This is a genomic window from Pseudomonas sp. Pmew2 (assembly GCF_058129885.1).
This window is the reverse complement of sequence record NZ_JBYJZP010000002.1, coordinates 28235-49542: the sequence shown is the minus strand read 5'-3', so window position 1 is coordinate 49542 and position 21308 is coordinate 28235. Positions and strand designations below refer to the sequence as shown.

15 protein-coding genes and 6 pseudogenes are annotated in these 21308 nt (G+C 54.0%); 10 read left to right on the top strand and 11 right to left on the bottom strand.

The genetic code is table 11. From position 1 onward, the window contains the following. Window positions 1-8: 8 nt before the first annotated feature. The 4 genes from xopAF to AC4ANK_RS28810 all read right to left on the bottom strand — a co-directional run bounded on the left by xopAF (window position 9) and on the right by AC4ANK_RS28810 (window position 5883). Window positions 9-851, bottom strand: a complete 843-nt coding sequence (gene xopAF, locus AC4ANK_RS28825; RefSeq protein WP_002556048.1) for a XopAF/AvrXv3 family type III secretion system effector — start codon at window positions 849-851, stop codon at window positions 9-11. 407 nt (window positions 852-1258) lie between these two features. After that, the gene (locus tag AC4ANK_RS28820) at window positions 1259-2599 is read right to left on the bottom strand and encodes an amidase family protein (RefSeq protein ID WP_460385265.1); all 1341 of its coding nucleotides are present in this window, start codon (window positions 2597-2599) and stop codon (window positions 1259-1261) included. 42 nt (window positions 2600-2641) lie between these two features. Next, on the bottom strand, window positions 2642-4315 hold the full coding sequence (gene iaaM / locus AC4ANK_RS28815; protein WP_002556046.1) for a tryptophan 2-monooxygenase: 1674 nt from the start codon (window positions 4313-4315) through the stop codon (window positions 2642-2644). Between the two features lie 50 nt (window positions 4316-4365). Next, a complete protein-coding gene (locus tag AC4ANK_RS28810; RefSeq protein ID WP_460385264.1) occupies window positions 4366-5883 on the bottom strand; it encodes an IS4 family transposase in 1518 nt (505 codons plus the stop codon). 331 nt (window positions 5884-6214) lie between these two features. On the opposite strand from AC4ANK_RS28810, the gene AC4ANK_RS28805 reads away from it, so the two are divergent. The 8 genes and pseudogenes from AC4ANK_RS28805 to AC4ANK_RS28770 form a co-directional block, all read left to right on the top strand. Then, window positions 6215-7444: an IS91 family transposase gene (locus tag AC4ANK_RS28805; RefSeq protein ID WP_460385263.1), complete on the top strand. Its 1230-nt coding sequence runs from the start codon at window positions 6215-6217 to the stop codon at window positions 7442-7444. Between the two features lie 354 nt (window positions 7445-7798). Further along, a complete protein-coding gene (locus AC4ANK_RS28800) occupies window positions 7799-8128 on the top strand; it encodes a type II toxin-antitoxin system RelB/DinJ family antitoxin (RefSeq protein ID WP_031598753.1) in 330 nt (109 codons plus the stop codon). After that, on the top strand, window positions 8055-8375 hold the full coding sequence (locus AC4ANK_RS28795; RefSeq protein ID WP_015060653.1) for a type II toxin-antitoxin system YafQ family toxin: 321 nt from the start codon (window positions 8055-8057) through the stop codon (window positions 8373-8375). Before AC4ANK_RS28800 ends, AC4ANK_RS28795 begins: the two co-directional genes overlap by 74 nt. 385 nt (window positions 8376-8760) lie before the next feature. Further along, complete coding sequence (locus tag AC4ANK_RS28790) at window positions 8761-9381, top strand: recombinase family protein (protein WP_031598751.1); 621 nt, start codon at window positions 8761-8763, stop codon at window positions 9379-9381. Window positions 9382-9564: 183 nt separating this feature from the next. After that, window positions 9565-10245, top strand: coding sequence for a hypothetical protein (locus tag AC4ANK_RS28785; protein WP_460385262.1), 681 nt, complete (start codon window positions 9565-9567; stop codon window positions 10243-10245). 21 nt (window positions 10246-10266) lie between these two features. Then, window positions 10267-11526: an IS256-like element ISPsy17 family transposase gene (locus AC4ANK_RS28780; RefSeq protein WP_054082596.1), complete on the top strand. Its 1260-nt coding sequence runs from the start codon at window positions 10267-10269 to the stop codon at window positions 11524-11526. Window positions 11527-11588: 62 nt separating this feature from the next. Continuing rightward, window positions 11589-12560: pseudogene (locus tag AC4ANK_RS28775) on the top strand (methyl-accepting chemotaxis protein); the annotation flags it as partial. Window positions 12561-12601: 41 nt separating this feature from the next. After that, window positions 12602-12802, top strand: a pseudogene (locus AC4ANK_RS28770) (P-loop nucleotide/nucleoside kinase family protein); the annotation flags it as partial. Window positions 12803-12906: 104 nt separating this feature from the next. On the opposite strand, the gene istB reads toward AC4ANK_RS28770, so the two are convergent. Then, on the bottom strand, window positions 12907-13662 hold the full coding sequence (istB, locus tag AC4ANK_RS28765) for an IS21-like element ISPsy14 family helper ATPase IstB (RefSeq protein WP_460383337.1): 756 nt from the start codon (window positions 13660-13662) through the stop codon (window positions 12907-12909). Between the two features lie 20 nt (window positions 13663-13682). Continuing rightward, a complete protein-coding gene (gene istA / locus AC4ANK_RS28760) occupies window positions 13683-15197 on the bottom strand; it encodes an IS21 family transposase (protein WP_054082386.1) in 1515 nt (504 codons plus the stop codon). Window positions 15198-15391: 194 nt separating this feature from the next. Between istA and AC4ANK_RS28755 the strand changes: the two are divergent. Further along, window positions 15392-15712 (top strand): annotated as a pseudogene (locus tag AC4ANK_RS28755) (AAA family ATPase); the annotation flags it as partial. A gap of 79 nt (window positions 15713-15791) precedes the next feature. On the opposite strand, the pseudogene AC4ANK_RS28750 reads toward AC4ANK_RS28755, so the two are convergent. The 5 genes and pseudogenes from AC4ANK_RS28750 to dapE form a co-directional block, all read right to left on the bottom strand. Further along, window positions 15792-15926: pseudogene (locus tag AC4ANK_RS28750) on the bottom strand (IS5/IS1182 family transposase); the annotation flags it as partial. Window positions 15927-16443: 517 nt separating this feature from the next. Next, window positions 16444-16908 carry a DUF6392 family protein gene (locus AC4ANK_RS28745; protein ID WP_069710459.1) on the bottom strand — a complete coding sequence of 155 codons (465 nt, stop codon included), beginning with the start codon at window positions 16906-16908 and terminating at the stop codon, window positions 16444-16446. 178 nt (window positions 16909-17086) lie between these two features. Continuing rightward, window positions 17087-17428, bottom strand: a pseudogene (locus tag AC4ANK_RS28740) (tyrosine-type recombinase/integrase); the annotation flags it as partial. A 99-nt stretch (window positions 17429-17527) separates the two neighbouring features. Beyond that, a pseudogene (locus AC4ANK_RS28735) lies at window positions 17528-17839 on the bottom strand (IS66 family transposase); the annotation flags it as partial. 589 nt (window positions 17840-18428) lie between these two features. After that, window positions 18429-19574, bottom strand: coding sequence for a succinyl-diaminopimelate desuccinylase (gene dapE / locus AC4ANK_RS28730; RefSeq protein ID WP_460385271.1), 1146 nt, complete (start codon window positions 19572-19574; stop codon window positions 18429-18431). Between the two features lie 184 nt (window positions 19575-19758). Here dapE and dapC point away from each other — a divergent pair, with 184 nt between their 5' ends. Beyond that, window positions 19759-20961, top strand: coding sequence for a succinyldiaminopimelate transaminase (gene dapC / locus AC4ANK_RS28725; RefSeq protein ID WP_002556162.1), 1203 nt, complete (start codon window positions 19759-19761; stop codon window positions 20959-20961). Window positions 20962-21308: the final 347 nt, after the last annotated feature.

The following is a 21308-nucleotide window of genomic DNA, read 5'->3' as shown; positions in this document are numbered from 1 at the left end:
TGGTTTAGTTAGCCAGTCACCAAATGTTTTATAAAGTGAGTCGAGTTGTCATCTAAAATAACAGCGCCCAGCAGAGTGTCAGAAGTTCTGTTTGCGCAGGTCTCGTCGAACTCTAGAGGAATCCCTTCATCTGCAAATAGCTGTTTCAATGCATCCGCCGTGCTAACTGAAAAATCACCCTCTCTATCCCCACCATGCATGGCGACACGCATTGTCAGACCCTGTGCTCTGGCATTTTGCAGATAATCGCGTATAGACGCTAAAACCTCTTCTGGCACAAGGTCTTCGTGACAAAAAGGGAGCAGATGGAATACGCGGACCTGCGCGCCCCGCATACGTTCACCCGTGTCAGCATCCACGTTTTCTGCAGCACAAGCAACAGCAATACAAGCAGTCATGTTATCTGTGACAACAGGCATGTTTATTTGACTCGTGCCAGCACTGTATAGATGCCGAGTCCCTTCGTCGTTGGGTGTAAGGCCGTTGAACCCCGCCACTTTGACAGTAGTGGTTCTGTCGATCTGAAAGCTGTAATCCAAACCTGTTTTAGAGTGATAGACACGGACCCACGGGAATGTAGATTCACTGCGATCCTTTATTGCATTGCCACTGTGCCGTCTTTCTGCTTGATAAGCGTCTAAAGAAACCATTTTAAGGGTATAATTTCCACCACGTCGTGCAAGTTGAAAATGAGAAAACTTTGCAGGACGTTCATTCATCTCGTCTGATGCTCTGTAGCTCGTAGACGCGGGTTGATGACCAAAAGTAGGCCTGGTGTTCGGAGAACTTGCAGAAGTTTCCAAGTTTTCACGATAGCTACTACTAGACGGTCTTGAAATACATAGTCCCATAACAATTATCTCTTTAGAATAGGGTTAAACTCTTAGATCATCTGTAGCTCATAGTGAATTTCGATGCAGAAATAGTTGCGCTGTCAAGTCTTCGCTCTCGCCTAAACCGCCGCCTAGATGCATTCGTGGCGGATCTGTGTACCCACCAAAATAAGCGCCAGATGACCCTGCTCTGCTGATACCCACCATATGCTGATTTTCTCCGCTTACGGGCTTGCAGGAAACTGAACCTGCAAAACAAAAATGGGTGGTAGCGGGCAAGAAAAAGTTCCATCTTGATGCATAGGCATTTTGAAATTCCTATGCATAAGGTCTGTCGCTTTCGTCGAGACCGCCGCCTGGATGTACTCGTGGTTGGACTTGGCACTGGGTGACGGAAATTTCTGGGATTCCGGCTTACAACCCCCTCAACGTTCTAATACCTGCTCTATGGCACTGACTCTGCTCAGCAAAAGTGCGTCTCGCCCTCTTAGAGCATCAAAGCTCAAGCCGACCGGCAATCGCCCTTCTGGCCCGACAGGAATAGTAATGGAGGGGAGCATCGCATTGCTGGCCAGGTCGGTATTGCGAATTGCCTGACTGAAAAACTCTGGTCGGTCAGCATGATCCAGATGAGGTACCCGGCAAGGTACCGTGGGGTACCCCAGGAGCTCGATATTATGACGAGCAAATAGCTCATCCATTTTTCTTTTCAACAGCTCGCCATTTTGCAGTGAACTCAAATAGTGAGCCGGTTTTATAGCGCCCTCCCCAAGGTGGTGATTGATGATGCCTTTCACGTTGGCATCATCAACCTGTGCAAAAATATGATGGATACCGTGCTTCCAGCCCAAGGAGAGCAATGACTGAGCAAGGTCGGCAAAGAATTCGTAAAGCGGAACGGTGAACGTGAGTGTCTGGTTCAGTTCGACAATATCGGCATCATCAATTTCAATAAACTCGAACCCTGTCTTGCGCAGCAGGCTGAGTGCATTCACGCATGCCCTCTCCACCTCGCCATCCAGATCGGACCACATGGAGACCGGTAGGCCGATTCGACAGGGGGCCGTCCTGCTCAGGGGAAAAGACTGCTGCTTGCCTGACAACAGTCCGTACAAAAATCCGGCGTCGCCTGCCGTTCGTGTCAGCAACCCAACGCAATCCTTTGTATGAGAAACAGGGATAATGCCTGCCGTTGACCAGCGTCCAGTAGTGGGTCTGAAGCCCGTAATGCCGCAGAAGGCCGCCGGTATTCTTATCGAGCCCCCCGTGTCGGTCCCCACCGACAGCGGAACAATTCCACTTGCCACTGCGGCGGCACTTCCACCACTACTACCTCCGGCACAATAACCGGGGGCCACGGGGTTTCCCACGGTTCCCCAATGAGGATTGATGGAGGTCACTCCGAAACTGAGTTCGTGCATGTTGTTCTTGCCAGCGACCACAGCCCCGAGGGCTCTGAGTTGACTGACAATCGCAGCATCCTGATCAGATACGAAACCGGACATTCCTCGCGTCCCGGCTGTCAACGGCAAACCGCGAACACAGATATTATCCTTGAAGGAAACCGGCATTCCCCAGAGTGGAGTACCCTTCATTGCATGATCAGCCTCGCCAAACTGGCTGACCGCATCACCCTCACGTATGAAACAGTTCAAACGGGCCAAGCGGGCCTCAGTATCGAGCGCACGCTCGCGCAGCTCCGCAGCGACAATCTCGCCATCAGCCAATGCCTGGCACAGCGATTCAAGTGTGATTATTTCATGCATGCTCTTTTCACCCGTATTAGCTTAGCGCTGCTCTCAGGACTGTTAATAGCGATAGGAGGCGTTGATACAGTCCAGCGGGTTGCCTTTTGACAGTTGCCCTCCGGTGCTGCGCAGCACCGCGCAAGCACTGTTCAATGCTGTCTGGACAGCACCTTCGATCCACCCTCCGGCAAAAGAGCAACTGCAGCCAGCCAGATAGAGCCCCGTGTCTTTATTGGGACTGTTCGCTGTCATTGGTTGAAAAAACAATCGCTGCGAGTAAACGTCCTCGCCGGGATAATTGAGTTTGAAAGCGCCCGCAGAATGGGGATCGGTGAGCCAGTCATGGTGCAATACATACCGCTCATAATCCCCATCAACGGGCAGGAGATAACTGGCGAACGTCGGGTGTATCGCAGCAAGGTCATCAACCAGTACCTGGCAACGCGTTTTCTTGTCAGGCATCGCCAGCATTTTTTGAGCGTCGTCTTCCCACGTGTAACTGAGCAGAACAACGCCATGCCCCTCAGGTTCATCGGGCTGATAATCCAGACAATAGACGCCGCGCACCAGACCGTCCGACTGGATGGTGGTGGGAAGCTTGTTTTTTATCCAGAATTTGGTTCGGGTGAGAATGAAAAGCTTCGATGAACCTGTCAGATGGGTTTCGCGGACAGCACGAGCGACATCACGACTCAGAAAGCTCTCGCTATCCGTGAGGCAGTGAATCATTTGCATGGCCCGATTACTGCTAGTGACAATTACTCGATCAAATACACGCTGTTCTCCTGCTTCCGTCTGGATGATGATTTTTTCAGCTTCTCTGGAAATGCGACCTACCCGGCTAAAACAAACGCGGTCCCTTAACGCTTTGCCGTCAAACGACTGATCAGCGAGTCTCGCGGCCAGACTGGATATCCCGTCCGGAATCAGTCGCTGGTCACTTTGGTATCCGTTGATAACCATCCGCAGTATTTCCGTAAAGCCAGCCTGAAAGACTGGCAAAAACCCGCCCGAGCCTATGCCAAGCGAGCCAAACAGCTCAAAGTCTTCAGGACGAGCCCATCTGTCGCCGCCTGGCGGATGGCGGCCAGTAAAAATACAGACAATCGCGTTATAGAATGAACAATCCCGGAATACATTGAGCCATCCCTGCCATGCGATCGCTGCCTCTTCCAGACGACCCGACTTCAGCATTGCGGTAATGTCCAGCGGGGCAACTAAAGAACCGCCTTCAAGGAGGTAACCTTCGGACAATAGAGACTGCCACCCCTCATAGACTCGCCTGAATAATTCGGGCGGCTTTTTGCCCGCTGGCCAGTGATAGCGCTTGCCACGGTAATGCAGCTCCGTGTCCACCACACCAGGATCCGGAAAGGTGGTCGACGTCGAAATACCAAACTTTTTCAGGTAGTGGAAAAGGCCAGTTGCACTGGGAGGAAAGCGCATCGCACCCATTTCTGCAATGTAACGTGGACGAGTCTGATCGAAAACTTGAGACCATACCCGTCCCCCGATTCGATCACGCGATTCATATAAGACAACGTCCTTGACTCCCGCACGTAATAGTTCAGTTGCAGCGACCAGCCCACTGATGCCGGCACCGACTATCGCTACCCGAGGGGTGGGCGTTCCGGCTGAATAGCTGCCTATGCCTCCCGTCATTTCACATTTTTTCAGAAAGGGACCGTAGTCGTACAAAATATCAATACTGGGTGAATTAAAATGGTCATACATAACGCGACTCTACCCTCTTCGACCTTACGTGCTACCCGGATTACGATTCTTTAAATGAAACTGAAACAGCACCTTTTAACGGCAGCCGCCAAAATCCAAAACACCTGAACCATTCCTTCAAACCATGCTAGTCCTCTAAAATTAATAAGCACTAACGACCGCGCTGGCCGACCACGCACTGGCTTGCGTATAGGGGGTGTAAGCCGGACAATGGCATTCGGTAAAGGTTTTGGTGGTGCTCCAAACGAATTCCATAGCGTGCGGGGCTTGGAGGAGCGCCGCGGGTACTGCCGCCTGGGGCGCTTGCGCTGTCTGATTCGGGCCACTGCCACCATCGCCTTGTCCAGCCAGTTCGCAGGAGTCCGTCCGGGCATCAGCACCAGATTTTCCAAGTGGCGTCCCACCAAAAACATACAATGCTTGAAATTGATTTTCAACGTCTTGCCGGTTTGTGGCCATGAGGTCGTGGCGTTGGATTCCACTGGCTGGTCATCGCAAGGCAGTCGGTTGCGCGTGTCTGTTTCAAACAGCCGGGCAAGGTTGATCAGCAGGAAGTGTCCGGAGATATCATGCTTTACACCGCGCTCTGTTTGCGAATGAAAGTCCTTCACATCAATGAACTGTTTCGAGACCTTGTACAACTCTTCGATGCCCCAGCGCCCGTGATACAGGTCCGCAAAACAGTCCGCAGGATAACCGGTCTGATTCATCAGGGTTGTGGCATACACATGGGTTTCATCCTCGATCCTGCATTTCACCAATCTGATGGCAAGTGGCTGAAACCCAGTAGTGGGTCCGCGCTTCTTGAGGCCATGTTTCACAGCGGGCGACGGGACGTAGTCGATGATGGCATCCTTGCGGTCACTATCCCAGAACGCGGCCACCTGCGAATTAGTGGTCCCTTGCTGCAGGCGGAATACGGCGTGTTGCCCGCTGGCCAAGACTTGATGCAGGATCTGGTAGCTGAAGTAACCCCGGTCGAAAATGACCAGATATCCCCGCTCCAGTTTTGCCAGATGTTCCGGCACACAGCGGCGTTCGTCTTTATGAGTGCCAGCTCGAAATCGTAAAATCAACTGCTCTTGCAAATTGTACAACCCGCTCACCATGGCGCAAAGGTAATGCCGTGTCGTCTCCCGTGGCGTTTTATAGCCGTATTCCAGCAGACTGCGGGGCGCATTGATTTTCGATCCGTCGATGGCAAAGACCCGATGCCCTTTCCAGGTTGGTGTGTCCCGGTGAGCGTGCCACAGTGAAATCAGTTCGTCGTAGAGCGTTTTGAAAACGGCTTCTGGCAACTTCTGCCGGGCCTCACACAGGGAAGATGCTGCAACGGCATCCGTACGGGGCAGAGCGATCCCTTTGTCTGCACACGACTCCCACAGTGCGCCCAGGCTGCTGCCATAACCCTGCAGGTTTCTACTTAAAACCATCTTCAGTATGAATACGACCAACAACCGGGTATCAATCACACGCCTGCGTTTTTGCCATTCTGAATCCGTGGACTGACAGGTTTGCTGAAATAATTTACCGACTTTTGTCCAGAACTGGGCAGCCTGCGGCTGCAAATTGTGGGATTTTGAAATCGGTTATCATAGCCGAAATCGAGTCGATCCCTCCTCAGCACAGGCTTACACATGGCGTCAGAGACCAAAAAACGTAAACGGGCGAGCCGGGCAAAAGCCAAGGCAAAGCAGACCCGTCTCCAACGCGCCGGGCATACTACCTTCGTGCCCGATACCGACTTTTCCTTCGATATCGATCCTTTCGGTGATGTCGATCTTTGTAGTTGCTGCCAGACAACGTATCTGAACGACAGGTTTCCCGACGCTTCTTGCGTAAGCGTTTAGATGAGAGAAGGGCCAGGCGGATTCGCCATCACCGCCGTCATTCACCACGATGAGGAGCCGCCCTGCTGACGTGGCCTCTGCACCGCCTGCTTACAAACCTCGACCGCTCAAAAACCTCTTCACGGCCAACGGCTGCTGGGCAGATTTGCTGGAAGCCGGCGGTCTGCGCCAAATCGAAGTGGAGTCGATCAGCAAAATGCTCGCCTGCGGCACCTCGATACTGGGCGTCAAACACTACACCTGTGGCAATGAGCATTGCCCGCACGTCAAATACCTGTGCAACACCTGCCATTGCCGGGCCTGTCCTTCCTGCGGCAAAAAGGCCACCGACCAGTGGATCGCCGTGCAAAACAACCGTCTGCCCGACTGCCCCTGGCAGCATCTGGTGTTCACGCTGCCCGACACGCTGTGGTCCCTGTTCTTCTACAACCGCTGGCTGCTCGATGCGCTGTTTCGTCTGGCGGCCGATAACCTGATCTACACCGCCAAGCGGCGCGGTTTGCGCGTCGGGATTTTCGGTGCGCTGCACACCTATGGCCGGCGGCTCAACTGGCATCCCCACGTCCACCTGTCGGTGACCGCGGGCGGCCTGGATGAGCAGGGCGTCTGGAAAAATCTGTCGTTCCACAAAGAGGCCCTGCGGCGGCGCTGGATGTGGCTGGTGCGCGATTACCTGCTGGGACAGCCGCTTTCGCAATTGACGATGCCGCCGCAGCTGGCCCACATCCACTGTGAAAGCGACTGGCGCCGTCTGATACTGACCGCTGGTGGCCAGCACTGGCACATCCACTTGTCGAAGAAGACGAAAAACGGCCGAAAGACCGTCAATTACCTGGGCCGCTACCTGAAAAAACCGCCCATCTCGGGCAGCCGATTGGCCCATTACACCAACAGCGCGACCTTGAGTTTTACCTACCTGGATCACCGCACGCAGACCTATCAGCAGGAAACGCTGAGCCAGGCCGACATGCTGCGCCGGGTGGTCCAGCACATCCCGGAAAAGCATTTCCGGATGATCCGGTATTTTGGTTTTCTGGCCAATCGGGTGTGTGGGAAATACCTGCCGAAGGTGTATGAAGCACTGAAGATGGCGACGCCAGGACCGGTACCAAAGCTGTATTTTGCGCCGATGGCCAAAGCCTTTCTAAACGTCGATCCGTTCCGCTGCGTGCTGTGTGGCGCGCGGATGGTATACACGGCAGCGATCAGCGGGCTGACGGTGCAGGGACTGGTCCTCAACGCTCAGGCGATCGCGCAGATGAGGTACGTGAAGCCCTGACAGGGGGAAGGTGCGTCCGCACCTAGGCTCAGCGGTAAAATAAACTGTGTTAATGCGGATTTATAGGGATTTTCACTGCATAAGTAACGCATCAGCGTCTTCCTACGCATCGCTATGAAGGCATGACGCCTCCTTCACAGCGTCAGGTTCATGCATAGGCATTTTGAAATTCCTATGCATGAACATAGGCTTGCGATTCAGCCGGTCTCCACCGCCGGTGGGAATTCGCTGTAGGCCTTTCACAGGTTGGACCGATGATCAGAAATGATGCGCGATTACTTGTAGTTACTTGCGAAAGGGCCCAGAATTAGCGTAGTAACAATGTAGCTACAAACAGCATTGAAAGGTGATATTATGACAGCACTACTGAAAAATACCGACGTGCGTTGCCGCATCGAAGAAGATTTGAAAGAGCGAGCTACTGCAGTGCTGAGCGCTTGCGGCCTGAGCCTGAGCGATGCGATGCGTCTCTTTCTTCGTCAAGTTGTGGAAACCAGGGGGCTCCCTTTTGAAGTGAAGGCGCCTTCCGAGAAAACGGCTCGAGCTTTGGCTCAAGCCCGTGAGATCCGCAGTCGGTTCGACTCGATTGACGAATTGTTCGAGGATCTAGATGGCAAAGAAGCCCGCAAGACCAGCAAATCTAAAGCGCGCCCCGTTGCCAAAGAGAACGGCGTACACGCCTGAATTTAAGAAATCATGGAAGCGGCACAATGATGCCGGCCGGCAGCCTATGACCGAAGCCAGGGATGTGATGAGAATGCTTTGGGAGGGTGATACGTTGCCGGCTCAGTACCTAGATCACGAATTGCAAGGCGAATGGGCGGGTAACCGAGAATGCCATATCCGAGGAGATTTCTTACTGGTCTACCAGGTTACGAAAACAGATGTGATTTTTGTTGATATAGGCACTCATGCAGAGCTGTTCAAATGACCCCGCTGCGGCGGTTTCTTTATGCCTGTGGAATGGCCCGCGAGCGCACCATGACAGCAGACCGGAGCAGGCCGACTCGCGATCAGTGTCGGAATTAGCAATCAACGGAACCACTTTAGGCCTATCTGTGCGGTGCAATGCCGCCTTATGACGTTTATGACAGCTTGCCTAAGATTTTGGCTAGATTCGTCATCACTTGTCGCTACATTTGTTCAGTTACGTCCTCAATCTATTTTGTCACCAGTTGTAGCTACTACAAATGTCAATATAGGGTATACCCCAAGTGACACGAAAATCAGCCCAACAGATTTCAGCTTTGCGCACTTAACGTACACCCAATTTGATACAATGATTTGACTACACCCAAAATGAGACAGATCTACCGATGTTCATTCGTGCATACCTTCGAGCATCGACCGATGACCAGGACGCAAGTCGAGCGCGCGATTATTTGGAAACGTTTGTCTCCGGCTACGGCAAGGCCATCGCATCGTGCTACATGGAAAATGCCAGTGGCAGCCATGCCGACCGCCCGGAATTAATCCGACTACTCAAAGATGCTCGCCGAGGTGACGTGCTGCTGGTGGAAAGCATCGATCGGCTGTCGCGGATGGATGACCAGGCTTGGCGATCCCTCAAAACAGCAATCGATAACCGAGGCATACGGATCGTCTCTGTGGATCTGCCTACCAGTCATCAAGGCATGACGGCCCAGTCGGGGGACGAGTTCACCGACCGCATGCTGGCGGCCATCAACTACATGATGATCGATATGATGGCCGCGATTGCCAGGAAGGACTATCAGCAAAGAAGACTGCGCCAGGCACAAGGGATTGAGAAGGCAAAAGCTTCAGGCGTCTACAAAGGCAGACCCGTAGACGCAGAACTGCGTAACCGAGTGGGTGAGCTGCTGGCTGCGGGTCTCGGAATCCGCGCCGTAGCGAGGCATGCTGCGTGTTCAACTACGACCGTCATGAAGGTCCGCGACGAGCTGGCGCAACGTTAGTCGGTTAAGGCCAATAGGCACTTGTCGAGCAATTTGGCGTCCGTGTGCATAAAGTTCATTAAGAATTTTCTTCTGAAGCCGATGTGTAGCAGATATTGTAAAAACAATTCTTGTTACGTCCTACTGGGCGGTCAAAAATTTCCAGATTGCGCACCGCCGTAATCCCTTCATGAGGTATTTTTAATGGCTAAATCTTTTCGCATTCAGGTTCTTGCCATGATGGGAGGGATCGTGGTTTCGCTGGTCGCGCTGATCTGCTTTTACCTCCTCTCCAATAGCTTAGAATCTTATCGCGGCTTGCTTGAGGGGCCGGTACAGGTATCGCAATTGGTCGATGAGGCCAATTTGAAATTCAAAATTCAGGTCCAAGAATGGAAAAACGTGCTGTTGCGCGGTAAAGCATCGGCGGACTTGAACACTATCTGGGCACAATTCGAGAAGGAAGAAAAGCAGGTCCAGGAAGTTCTTGACAAGCTTATGAAAGTACAGGGCGTTTCGGACTCGACACGGAGCCAAGTGCAGAAACTTATCAGCGAACACAAAACGCTGGGGCTGGCTTATCGCAAAGGACGTGATGCGTTTGTCGCGGCCGGTGGTGATCCAATGGTCGGTGACGCTGTGGTAAAAGGAATAGATCGAGCGGTCAGTGAGCAAATGAGTCAACTGGTAGAAAGCCTGCATAAGAACAGTAACGAACAGGCGACACTTATCAGCAAAGCTGCGGACCAAACGATTATGTTTGGCACTGTGATCATGCTTGCTTCGGCTGTACTTGTTGGGCTGCTCACATTGTTGTTGGTCAATCGTGGCCTGATCGCGCCGATTCAAATGCGAGACTGTCAGAAATTTTGTGTTCGGGCATAACATGTAGCTAGAGGTGCATGTATGCCGACCAAAAAGAAGTCCGCCAATGCAACAGCGAGGGAGTTGCCCTCGATTCCCCAAGAGCTGATCGAGCAGTTTGTTAAAGGCCCGATGAGCGCCGAAGCCATTCAAGACGCGTCCATGGCGTTCAAGAAGGCTCTGATCGAGCGTGCGCTAGGCGCCGAGCTGGGTCACCACCTTGGTTACCCTCAGGGCGCGGAGCGCCCTGAGGAGTCGACCAATCAGCGTAATGGCAAAAGCAGCAAGACGGTTCTGACCGACGACGGGCCGCTTCGCCTGGATATCCCCAGAGACCGCGATGGTAGCTTCGCCCCGATCCTGATTCCCAAGCACGAACGACGTTTTACAGGCTTCGACGACAAGATAATTGCCATGTACGCCCGGGGCATGACGGTGCGTGAGATCCGCGCTTTTCTATCTGAGCAGTATGGAACTAACGTGTCCCATGACTTCATCAGCTCAGTCACCGATGCGGTCATGGAAGAGGTGGGCACTTGGCAGCAACGACCCTTGGAACCGATGTATCCGGTGATCTTCTTCGATGCGTTACGGGTCAAAATCCGGGACGAGGGGTTAGTGTGCAACAAGGCTATTTATCTGGCGCTGGGGGTATTACCTGATGGCACGCGCGACATTCTGGGTATATGGATCGAGAGCACCGAGGGTGCCAAGTTTTGGATGAAGGTGTTCAACGACCTCAAGACTCGTGGCGTTGAAGATGTTCTGATCGCCGTCACGGATGGCCTCAAAGGAATACCGGAGGCGTTGGGGGCGGTTTTTCCTGCCACGACGCTGCAAACCTGCATCGTGCATCTGATCCGCAACAGCTTGGACTATGCCGCTTGGGATAAACGTCGGGCACTGGCCAAAGCACTCAAGCCGATCTACCAGGCGATCAATGCAGATGTGGCTGAGCAAGAGCTTAACGCCTTTGAAGCGGGCCCCTGGGGCAAGCAGTATCCGACTGTGGTTGCTGCATGGCGTCGCGCCTGGGATCGGGTTATACCGTTTTTTGTTTTCCCGGCGGGCATCCGCAAAGTGGTTTACACGACCAATGCCATCGAGAGCATCAATGCCCAGTTACGCAAGATCATCAAGACTCGAGGGCACTTCCCGACCGATGAGGCCGCGACGAAACTGATATGGCTTGGGTTGCGCAACATCACCGCCAACTGGGGTCATGCGGCACACGACTGGAAAGTGGCAATGAATCAATTTGCGATCCTGTACGGGGACCGATTTACCAGACCGAGCTGGTAAAACAAGGGCCTGCCTGACGGCAGGCCCTAACCAGCCCGAACACAAAAAAACTGATACTCCCTCAAATGCTGATTAGCTATATCTCGCAGCTAAGCCAAGGCAAGTTTGGCGAGCGCGTCGGCATTACACGTCAGGACGAAGTAGGTCAGTTGGCTATAGCCGCCAATATTTTGCGTGACTTTCTGACAGATACCTTCAAGCACCTCAAACACAGCATTTCCGAGCTAGACGCAGCAGGTAGCGAACTGAACTCGATTGCGACTCTAATGGCCCAAGGCACTCACGAGCAGTTCGAGCGTACCGATCAAGTGGCCACAGCTATGACCGAAATGTCGGCCACAGCACAAGAAGTCGCCAAGCATGCCGCTCAGGCGGCTAAGGCCGCAGATGACGCCGATCATTATTCTAAAGAAGGCGACAAGGTGATGCAGTCAACCATGACAGCTATCAGTCTGATGCGCAGTGAAATCAGCAACACTGCAAACGTGATTCAGCACCTAGAGACCGATAGCGTGCGGATCGGCAAAGTTCTTGAAGTGATTCGTGGGATTGCTGAACAAACCAACCTGCTGGCGCTCAATGCGGCCATCGAAGCGGCACGGGCTGGTGAAGCCGGTCGCGGATTTGCGGTAGTTGCGGATGAGGTACGAACTCTGGCCCAGCGTACTGCAGTATCTACCGCAGAAATCAATCAGATCATCGATTCGGTGCAAAGCAGTGCCAGAGATGCGGTTATCGCTATCCAGGGAGGTCAGACTCGCAGCGAAGAAAGCGTCGAGCAGGTTAATAACGCCAGCACAACGTTGCGCCGCATCACGTCTGCTGTTGAAGCAATTCGCGATATGAACCGACAGATAGCCACAGCTGCAGAAGAACAAACCTCGGTGGCTGAAGCCATCACGCACAACTTGGTAGAAATCAAGGCTATCGCCAGTACCAATCAGGACAACGTCAAACGTACTCAGGAAGCGAGTAATAACCTGAGTGGCCTATCTATAGGTCTAAATGACGTCATCTCACGATTGAGTACATAGGGTACCTATACTGGCCTAAGTCATGAAACGAAGGACATAGAATGCTAATCGTCTTCAGCGGCCTTCCAGGCACAGGAAAAACGACTATCGCCAAGGATCTCGCCGCTACGACAGGTGCCGTGTATCTACGGATCGATGCGATCGAGCAAGCGATTCGAAGCTCTGGTGCTCTCGCACAGGATGTGGGGCGCAGTGGCTACATGGTCGCTAATGAGCTTGCGCTGAGTAATCTCTGTATAGGCTGCGAATTCCACGTCATCCGGACACTCAGCCCACCAACATCCGGACACTCGTTCCACGCTTATCCGGACAGGCAGTCGGAGCGCAGCGACGCAGGTTTGCATTGTTAGTCTGAAGCCCCTGCCGCCGTCAATTTCGTTGCGCGCCTGCGCATCGATTCACCCTTCAGTTCAATTCGATAAGCGCTATGCACCAGCCGGTCGAGGATCGCATCGCCCAAGGTCGGATCGCCGATCAACGCATGCCATTTGTCCACTGGCATTTGGCTGGTCACCAGCGTCGAGCGGTTGCCGTAGCGGTCGTCCAGCAGCTCAAGCATGTCGCGCCGTTGCGCGGCGGTAAACGGTGCCAGGCCCCAGTCGTCCAGGATCAGCAGGTCAGTCTTGGCGTAGCCGGCCATCAATTTGGCGAAGCGGCCATCGCCGTGGGCCAGGCCTAGTTCTTCCATCAAGCGCGGCAGACGCAGATAGCGCACGCTGTAACCGTCGCGGCAGGCTTTGTGAGCCAGCGCGCAGGCAAGCCAGGTTTTACCTACGCCCGTCGGCCCGCCGATGATCAGGTTCAGGCCATCGCGCAGCCATTGGCCGCTGCCCAGTTGCAGGATCAAGGCCTTATCCAGGCCACGCGGGCTGCGGTAGTCGATGTCTTCCAGGCAGGCGTTGTGGCGCAACCGCGCGGCTTTGAGGCGGGTGGTCAGGCGGGCGTCTTCGCGCTCGGTCAGCTCGCGATCGACCATCAGACCGAAGCGTTCGTCGAAGCTCAGATCATTGATATCAGGCGTTGCGTGTTGTTCGCCCAGCGACTTGATCATGCCGTGCAGGCGCAAGGTTTGTAGCTTGTCGAGCGTTGGATTCGGTAGCATTTCGAAGCTCCTTTCTCAGGTCAGTGGTAGTAGCCCGGGCCACGCAGGTTGATGTGCTCGTCAGGCAGCAGCGGCAGGTTTTGCTGGGCCAGCGGCAGGCGCTCCAGCCCTTGGCGCAGGATCGACTCGAGGCTTTTGTAGCTGCATGCGCCCAGTGCCAGCGCCCGCTGGCACGCGGCTTCCAGCCGCGCTTCGCCGTGCTGTTTGCTCAGGCGCAGGATGCCCAGGCAGGCGCGGAAGCCGTGTTGCGGATGGATTCGGCGTTCGAGGATGTAGGTGATGACGCCGGCGGTGTTAGGCCCGGTCTGCTCTGCCCAGCGGATCAGCCGTTGCGGTGTCCATTCGGCGTGCTCGCGGTGGCTCTTGGGCATGTGCTCGGTTTGGGTGGTGTGGCGGCCTTTGTGCTGCGAGCGAAGGTGGCTGGCCACGCGCTGGTTGGCGTGGAAGCACTCGACGGTCTGGGCCGTGAGCCGCACTTCGACTTGGTGCTTCACCAGCTGGTACGGCACCGAGTAAAAGTGGCCATCGACCTCAACGTGATAGTCGATATGGACGCGTACCTTTTTCCATTCGGCATAGACGTACGGGTGTTCCGGCAAGCCTTCCAGGGCCGGTTGGTCGATGGCCTCGAAGGCTGACCGGCGTGAGCCGGGCAGCTTTTTGAAGGGCTTGTGGTTGAGGCGATCCAGCAGTAGCGCGATGGCTGTGTTGAGTTCGCCAAGCGAGAAGAACTGGCGGTTGCGCAGCACCGCCAGGATCCAGCGTTCGACCACTTGCACGCCGACTTCGACCTTGGCTTTGTCCTTGGGCTTGCGCGAGCGAGCAGGCAAGACGGCGACGCCGTAATGCTCGGCCAGATCGCGGTAGCTGGGGTTGATATCCGGCTCGTAACGGTGCGCTTTAGTCACGCCACTGCGCAGATTATCGGGCACCAGGATCTGCGTTGTGCCGCCGAAAAAAGCAAAGCATCGGACGTGCGAGCCCAGCCAGTCGGGCAGTTTCTGCGACCAGGTGGCCTCGGCAAAGGTGTAGCTGGACGCGCCGAGAACGGCGACGAAGATCTGAGCCTGACGGATCTCGCCGGTTTGTCGGTCGATGACCGGCGCTGTTTGCCCGGCGTAATCGACGAACAGCTTTTCGCCAGCACGATGCTCCTGGCGCATGACCACGTCGACCTTGGCGGTCCAAAGGCGGTAGTGCTCGCAGAACCAGCTGTATTGGAAGCCTTGCGGGTGAGCGAGTCGATATTCCTGCCAGAGCAAGGCCAAAGTGACGCCGGGGCGGCGCAACTCCGCGTGTACCCATGCCCAGTCAGGCATTGGGCGCTGGTCGGTCGGCACTGGCACTGCCGGTGGAAACAGCCGTCGATTCAACTCCGCGTCAGAAATATCGATGGGCCACTGAAGCCCACTGGCGGCGAACCGGCAAAGGTAATCCCCTGCACTCGAATGGCCGATGGATAAGCTGGCGGCGATCTTGCGCACGGACAGGCCAGCGTCGAACTTTAGGCGTAGTACCTCTCGGATTTTACGCATGGATAAACGCTCCACGACGACCTCTTCGCTTCGAAAAAAGAGGTCGATAGTAGTGAATAGTCCTGCGTTGCTGCCTGCCTGAAAGTGTCCGGATGGCCGTGGAATCGGTGTCCAGATGCTTGTGGAATGAGTGTCCGGATCAGCATGGAATCAGTGTCCGGATGTTGGTGGAATGGGTGTCCGGATAGTCGTGGAATCCGCATATAGGCAGCACAGTCATCGTTGATTGCGTCAACCCCGTCAGAGAAAGCCGAATCAAGTGGGGCGATATCGCCTCAAGCTCTGGTGTTCAATTAGCCAATATCCACGTGATTTGCGCCGATACAAATGAACACCAGCGCCGGGTAGAAACAAGGACGGCTGATATTCCAGGGCTGACGCCACCAACCTGGGAATCTGTTCTGAGCCATGAATACGAGTCGTGGGACGACCCTCCGTTTTGCATAGACACAGCCCTGACCTCTTCAGCGAAAGCGGTCGCGATGATTGTTAACCGATTTCTGCCCAGCGAATAGCGCCACCCAAGATGGCAAGGTGTGTTGGCGGGGGTAGGAATCGCGTTCATAGAATGTCCCTTAGAGGGTGTAGACAAAATCATGTAGTGAGTCGGCGCGCGAGTATTCTTGCCTCGGCCAACCAAACCCAGGCCTCGCTTACCGCAAAAAGGCGATCGTGGTGCATGATCAGTCGCCGAGCCCTCTCATTCCAGGCATGAGTTCGCTCCACTACCTGTAGCGGCCTGCAATCGAAATGGTCTCGACCTGCAATCATCGCATTTTTCGACCGGGATTAATTGCGTCTATCCGAGCCAGCAGACCGAGATTATTTGCGAATGAACCTGCATTCATCTGATCCGACCTGCAATCGACCGTCATGAACCGGAATTGACTGCGAGTGAGCGCACGCTGTTTCTGTCTCATTCGAGTACACCGTTGAGGGACGCGTGTCTGAGGCGTTTTTAATGTCTCAATAGGGTTTATTTTCATTTTTGATATAGTACGGTCAAAAAATCTAGAGCTTAAAGAGACAAAAGCGCTAGCCTGAAGACCACTGTTGATGGACGCCAAAATCATCGGATTTTTCAGTAGCATTTAACCTTGGTCGGTTGCGCTAGATTGCAGGTCGAATTGGCCGCATGCATGTTCGTTTGCAGTCAATGCTGGTTCGCGGTGCCAGATAGACGCAATCAACTCCGGTCGAAAAACGCGATGATTGCAGGTTGTTACAACTAGAGCGCTCCCCCACTTCACCCAAACCAAAATGCACGATCACCCACCGTGAACGTCAATCGCTCTACTCGGTGATTTACCGTGTATTGAAATGTCACAATAGCGTCGGGGTGGTACTTCAGATCAAGCTTGTAGATATCACTGTCTCTTGGGCAACCAGAATAAGTTTGGATGGGTTCCCCTCCCATTGCAAGCCATACCTGGCGTCTCCCCATATCTATCGTAAAAGGCCAAGGCAGCTCGCCCTTGTACGTTTCAAAGGGACTTGGCTCGGTCTCATGGAGAATGAAACTTATCTCTTCGAACCTCATAGTTCGTGGGTCAAAATGAAGCTCGATAGCGTTCTCAGGCTCCATCTGCAGTCCGTCGTCGTCTATGAAAAGACACGCAAGCGGCAAGTCGGGAATGACTGCTTCTAATACCAACTCTGAATGCTGCCGGCCTAGATTTTTAATCCAACGCCCAATTGTTACTGCGTCCATACCCTCTCCCTTTGACATCTATTTAGTCATTTCGATACCCGTACTGCGGCATCTCATCGGCAAAAGTCGCTCGGCAGGTATTGGAGCACGAATTCAATGCTGTCCGAAGCTTGGGATGTGATGGATCAAGTGAAAAAGGCCGGCGCTGGTGCTGATGCGCGGGTACGTTTACAGATGATCAGAGATAAATTCTCTCTACCTCATCCAGGCTGATGTCGTCCCGACGCCGTTCATACAGCTGGGTAGTCCGCGTCGAGGTATGGTTAGCGATCGCTGCCGCATTTTCCAGGGTACCGCCGTTTTTTAAATAAGCTGTAATTCCGGTTGCACGAAACGTGTGGTTGCCGATCTGCGTCTTGATCCCTGCTGCCAGGGCCCTGCGGCGCACCATGGCATGCGCATTGGCCTGCGGCAGCCGCGTGGCGCTCAGTTGCTTGGTGCCGCGCCCAATCGTACGAAACAGGGGGCCCTTCAGATCGGTATCTATACCTGTTTCCGACAGGTACCAAAGATACGCCGTGGCATAGTCGCCACATCGTAAAGTTGGGCGACGGCGGGACGGACGCCGCAATCAATCTTGAGATCTACCATCTGCGTTGCCCCAGAGATCAGCAGTACGATGACCATTCAGCCGAGCAGTCTGGATCAGACTCATGATTGCCGCCGCCCGTTTTCCACTGCGTAGCGAGCATGCAAGGAGCCAGTTCATGCGACCAAGAGCCCATAGTCTGATTTGGTTTTCGGCCCAATTGTTATCTATGGGTACGGCCCCGTCATCAAGATAGCGCGACAGCGCTGCCCAGCGTTTCAGGAAGTAGTCGAGTGCTCTGCTGATGGCCCAGCCTGCGGGCACGAGGTCACGCTGGGCGATCATCCAGACATGCAGCATCTTCATCACTGGGACGACTTTTTCTTGCCGTATGCGGCGCCGTAAAAGGACGTTGATCAGCGAAGCGTAATCACAGGCATAATAACCATTCGTAGGGCTCGGGGTATCTGCGGTGAAAATTCCCTGAAGCCAGGCAGAGAGCGGTGGTCAAACAAGATGTGTTTGGCAGACGCTTACCTTCAACTACCACGCGGTGCCGGGAAACCTGATACGTCTTGGTGGTTTTCGTCTGGCGGTATGCCGTCTATGGCGGCAAGCCCTCAAACGTCGTAGCCAGCGTCATTGGCTTCAATGATCACGCTACGGACGCTTTGCCGACCTCTACATACCAAGACCCAGAAATGCACATCCTTATCCTGAGGATCGCTTCGCGTCACGTACCCAAGGCAGGAGCCGCATGCGGTAATTCCGCACGTACGGATCTGGGCGGGGGTCCAAATCGCTCGATCGAGTTAGCACTAGATCGCCACGATCAGGCCCTACAAGCCGCTGCAAGGCAAAAACGCTACCACCTTTTTCCGGCGCATGAAAATGTGTGATTTATCATCAGTGAAGGATCGCCCTCAAGACCTGTGGGACGGGCAGAAGTCCATTTTCTGTTACGTTGCAAACCATGTCCGGCGCTTGAATCTTATGCCAGCAATTTGATCAAGGTCTCATAGTAGATCTCAGTCAGCACATCAAGATCACTGGCAAGGATACATTCGTTGACCTGATGAATCGTAGCGTTGACTGGCCCAAGCTCAACAACCTGAGTGCCCATGGTGGCGATAAATCGACCGTCAGAGGTGCCACCGGAGGTAGACGCCTGAGTGTCACGCCCGGTTACTGCCTTGATGCTGGATGCAACAGCATCCAGCAGCGCGCCCGGCTCCGTCAGAAAGGGCAGGCCCGATAAAGCCCAGTCGATGTGCCAATCCAACGAATGCTTGTCGAGGATTTCCGCAACACGGCTCTTCAGGCTCTCAACTGTTGATTCGGTAGAAAAGCGAAAATTGAACACCGCGACCAGCTCTCCAGGAATCACGTTTGTTGCACCTGTACCTGAGTTCAAGTTCGACACTTGAAAGCTGGTAGGCGGAAAAAATGCATTGCCGCTGTCCCAATGCTCGCTGACCAGTTCAGCTAGCGCTGGGGCTAACAGATGAATTGGATTCTTGGCCAGATGTGGATAGGCCACATGCCCCTGGACTCCTCGCAAAGTGAGGGTTGCGCCCAGCGAACCACGTCGCCCGTTTTTCACAATATCACCCACCAGTGTTGTGCTGGATGGCTCACCCACTATGCACCAATCCAGCCGTTGTTGACGCGCGACCAAGCGTTCGACCACCGCTTTGGTGCCGTGATGGGCGGGGCCTTCTTCATCGCTGGTGATCAGAAATGCCACTGAGCCTCGGTGATCAGGGTAATCCACCACGAAACGCTCAGCGGCCACTAACATGGCCGCCAGGCTGCCTTTCATGTCTGCAGCACCTCTTCCGTGAAGCATCCCCTGATCATCGATAAAGGCATCGAATGGAGGTATGTTCCAGGCTTGCAACGGTCCAGTCGGCACCACGTCTGTATGCCCGGCAAAACAGAGCACTGGCCCGTCGTTGCCGCCATGAGATGCCCAGAAATTGTCTACGTTTTCAATCCTCATTTGCTCCAGCGCGAAGCCGACATTAGCAAGGCGCGCCATCATTAATTCCTGGCAGCCAGCGTCGACGGGTGTGACCGATGGACGGCGGATCAAATCGCAGGCAAGTTCATAGAGTGGGTGAGAGCATGACGGCAAAACTCCATATAACGATTGAAAAATCAAGGTTATAGTATTACATTATATTTCGATAGTCTTGCTGAATCAGTGGTCGGGCTTTCGAGCTTTGCCGCAGGTTGCTCTAACGTGCAGGCCGGTCAGCATGACCGTCCTGTGCATCAGCTTTACCGCCTACGCAATTAAACACGATTGAGATCTTGATATGAACGACGCTTTAGCTCAGTTGCAGTCCTACCCTTTTGAGAAATTGCGCACCCTGTTGAATGGGGTTACGCCAAATGCGAGCCTGAGGCCTATCGCGCTGTCCATCGGAGAGCCTAAGCACCCCTCGCCGGCGTTCGTCAAAACGGCGTTGGCAGCCAATCTCGACAAAATGTCCGTGTACCCTGCGACCTTGGGGATCCCCGAATTGCGTGCGGCCATTGCTGACTGGTGCCAGCAGCGCTTTGACGTACCAAAAGGCTGGTTGGACCCTGCCCGTCACATCCTGCCGGTCAACGGAACGCGCGAAGCGCTTTTCGCATTTACCCAAACTGTTGTCCGTAGGGATAGCAATGGGTTGGTCATCAGTCCAAATCCGTTTTATCAAATCTACGAAGGCGCAGCGATTCTTGCCGGAGCCACGCCCCATTACCTCCCCTGCCTGGAAAGTCACGGCTTCAATCCAGATTTTGACAGCGTACCGGCAGATATCTGGAAGCGCTGCCAGCTCCTGTTTCTCTGTTCGCCGGGTAACCCTACCGGTGCACTGGTGCCCTTGGATGCCCTGAAAAAACTGATTTCTCTTGCCGATGAGCATGACTTTGTCATCGCTGCAGACGAATGCTACAGCGAGATATACTTCGACGAGACGTCGCCACCACCTGGCTTGCTAACTGCTTGTGCTGAGCTTGGTCGTAGCGATTTCAAACGCTGTGTGGTGTTTCACAGCTTGTCAAAACGCTCCAACCTGCCTGGCTTGCGTTCGGGTTTTGTAGCGGGCGACGCAGATATTCTCAAAGCGTTCCTTCTTTACCGGACTTACCACGGTTGCGCCATGCCTGTTCACAGCCAGCTGGCAAGCATTTGCGCTTGGAAAGATGAAGACCATGTACGTGAAAACCGCGATCTGTATCGTGAAAAATTCGACGCGGTGCTCGCGATTCTCTCGCCGGTCATGGACGTCAAGAAGCCTGATGGCAGTTTCTACCTGTGGGCAAAAGTCCCGATGGACGACGCTGAATTCTGTCGTGAGCTGTTCGAGCAGACACACATAACGGTTATTCCGGGATCTTACTTGTCTCGCGAAGTCGACGGAGTTAATCCTGGTGCAGAGCGGATAAGAATGGCTCTGGTCGCGCCATTGGCTGAATGCGTGGAAGCGGCAGAACGAATCAGGGATTTCCTTCTACAGCGTCGCCTATAACTGGCCGCTGCTCTGATTACGTAATGGCAAACCGGATCTTGTAACGCCTGAATAGACGCACAGGTTTCATTCAGGCTAGCCGTTTAAATAATCGAAAAATCGAGCTCCTTTATCGAATAGCCACTCCTGAAGGGGGATAACTGCATGGCTATGAATAGTAGCGCCTGACAACCTTGGAAGGCGCGGTGCTAGCCTGCTAAAACAGTTGGGCGCAGACTAAGAAAACGCCCAATAGTTGAGTATAGACATAACGGTATCTTGATGTGGGTATCGCCAGATCACTCTCGGGCATCATGGTGTATCGACATCTGATCAACTCTGTTTGCCGGCCTGAAAAGTGCACGTCC

What these genes read in the sequence shown, in the direction of transcription:
- istA (WP_054082386.1), bottom strand. Translation starts at nt 15,197, where the DNA reads ATGCGTAAAATCCGAGAGGTACTACGCCTAAAGTTCGACGCTGGCCTG.
- AC4ANK_RS28800 (WP_031598753.1), top strand. Translation starts at nt 7,799, where the DNA reads ATGACAGCACTACTGAAAAATACCGACGTGCGTTGCCGCATCGAAGAA.
- dapC (WP_002556162.1), top strand. Translation starts at nt 19,759, where the DNA reads ATGAACGACGCTTTAGCTCAGTTGCAGTCCTACCCTTTTGAGAAATTG.
- AC4ANK_RS28780 (WP_054082596.1), top strand. Translation starts at nt 10,267, where the DNA reads ATGCCGACCAAAAAGAAGTCCGCCAATGCAACAGCGAGGGAGTTGCCC.
- AC4ANK_RS28805 (WP_460385263.1), top strand. Translation starts at nt 6,215, where the DNA reads ATGAGGAGCCGCCCTGCTGACGTGGCCTCTGCACCGCCTGCTTACAAA.
- istB (WP_460383337.1), bottom strand. Translation starts at nt 13,662, where the DNA reads ATGCTACCGAATCCAACGCTCGACAAGCTACAAACCTTGCGCCTGCAC.
- AC4ANK_RS28820 (WP_460385265.1), bottom strand. Translation starts at nt 2,599, where the DNA reads ATGCATGAAATAATCACACTTGAATCGCTGTGCCAGGCATTGGCTGAT.
- iaaM (WP_002556046.1), bottom strand. Translation starts at nt 4,315, where the DNA reads ATGTATGACCATTTTAATTCACCCAGTATTGATATTTTGTACGACTAC.
- xopAF (WP_002556048.1), bottom strand. Translation starts at nt 851, where the DNA reads ATGGGACTATGTATTTCAAGACCGTCTAGTAGTAGCTATCGTGAAAAC.
- AC4ANK_RS28790 (WP_031598751.1), top strand. Translation starts at nt 8,761, where the DNA reads ATGTTCATTCGTGCATACCTTCGAGCATCGACCGATGACCAGGACGCA.
- AC4ANK_RS28785 (WP_460385262.1), top strand. Translation starts at nt 9,565, where the DNA reads ATGGCTAAATCTTTTCGCATTCAGGTTCTTGCCATGATGGGAGGGATC.
- AC4ANK_RS28745 (WP_069710459.1), bottom strand. Translation starts at nt 16,908, where the DNA reads ATGGACGCAGTAACAATTGGGCGTTGGATTAAAAATCTAGGCCGGCAG.
- AC4ANK_RS28795 (WP_015060653.1), top strand. Translation starts at nt 8,055, where the DNA reads ATGGCAAAGAAGCCCGCAAGACCAGCAAATCTAAAGCGCGCCCCGTTG.